Raw genomic sequence first — 249 nt, forward strand, 5'->3', positions numbered from 1 at the left:
ACCTTAAAATCCATTGTGAATAGAGAATGGACAAGGTCCTTTCTAGATACGTAGTGGTTTTATATTGTTGTATTTCAAAACTAAGCATCCATTATTTTTCAACTTTTGATTTTAAATGAGTATAAGATGTCCCTCAGACACCGAAACAAGAAAGGAATACGCACATGTCAGAATTGCTAGATAAGATATTATCTCGGAACAATATGCTTGAAGCCTATCATCAGGTAAAAAGAAACAAGGGTTCTTCGC

At 34.1% G+C, this 249-nt stretch carries 1 pseudogene; it reads left to right on the forward strand.

The features are described from left to right. Nucleotides 1–164: 164 nt before the first annotated feature. A pseudogene (locus HZY94_RS10795) lies at nt 165–249 on the forward strand (maturase); the annotation flags it as partial.

Origin of the sequence: Streptococcus danieliae (assembly GCF_013415245.1) — a bacterium.
In the GTDB taxonomy this organism is placed as follows: domain Bacteria; phylum Bacillota; class Bacilli; order Lactobacillales; family Streptococcaceae; genus Streptococcus; species Streptococcus danieliae_A.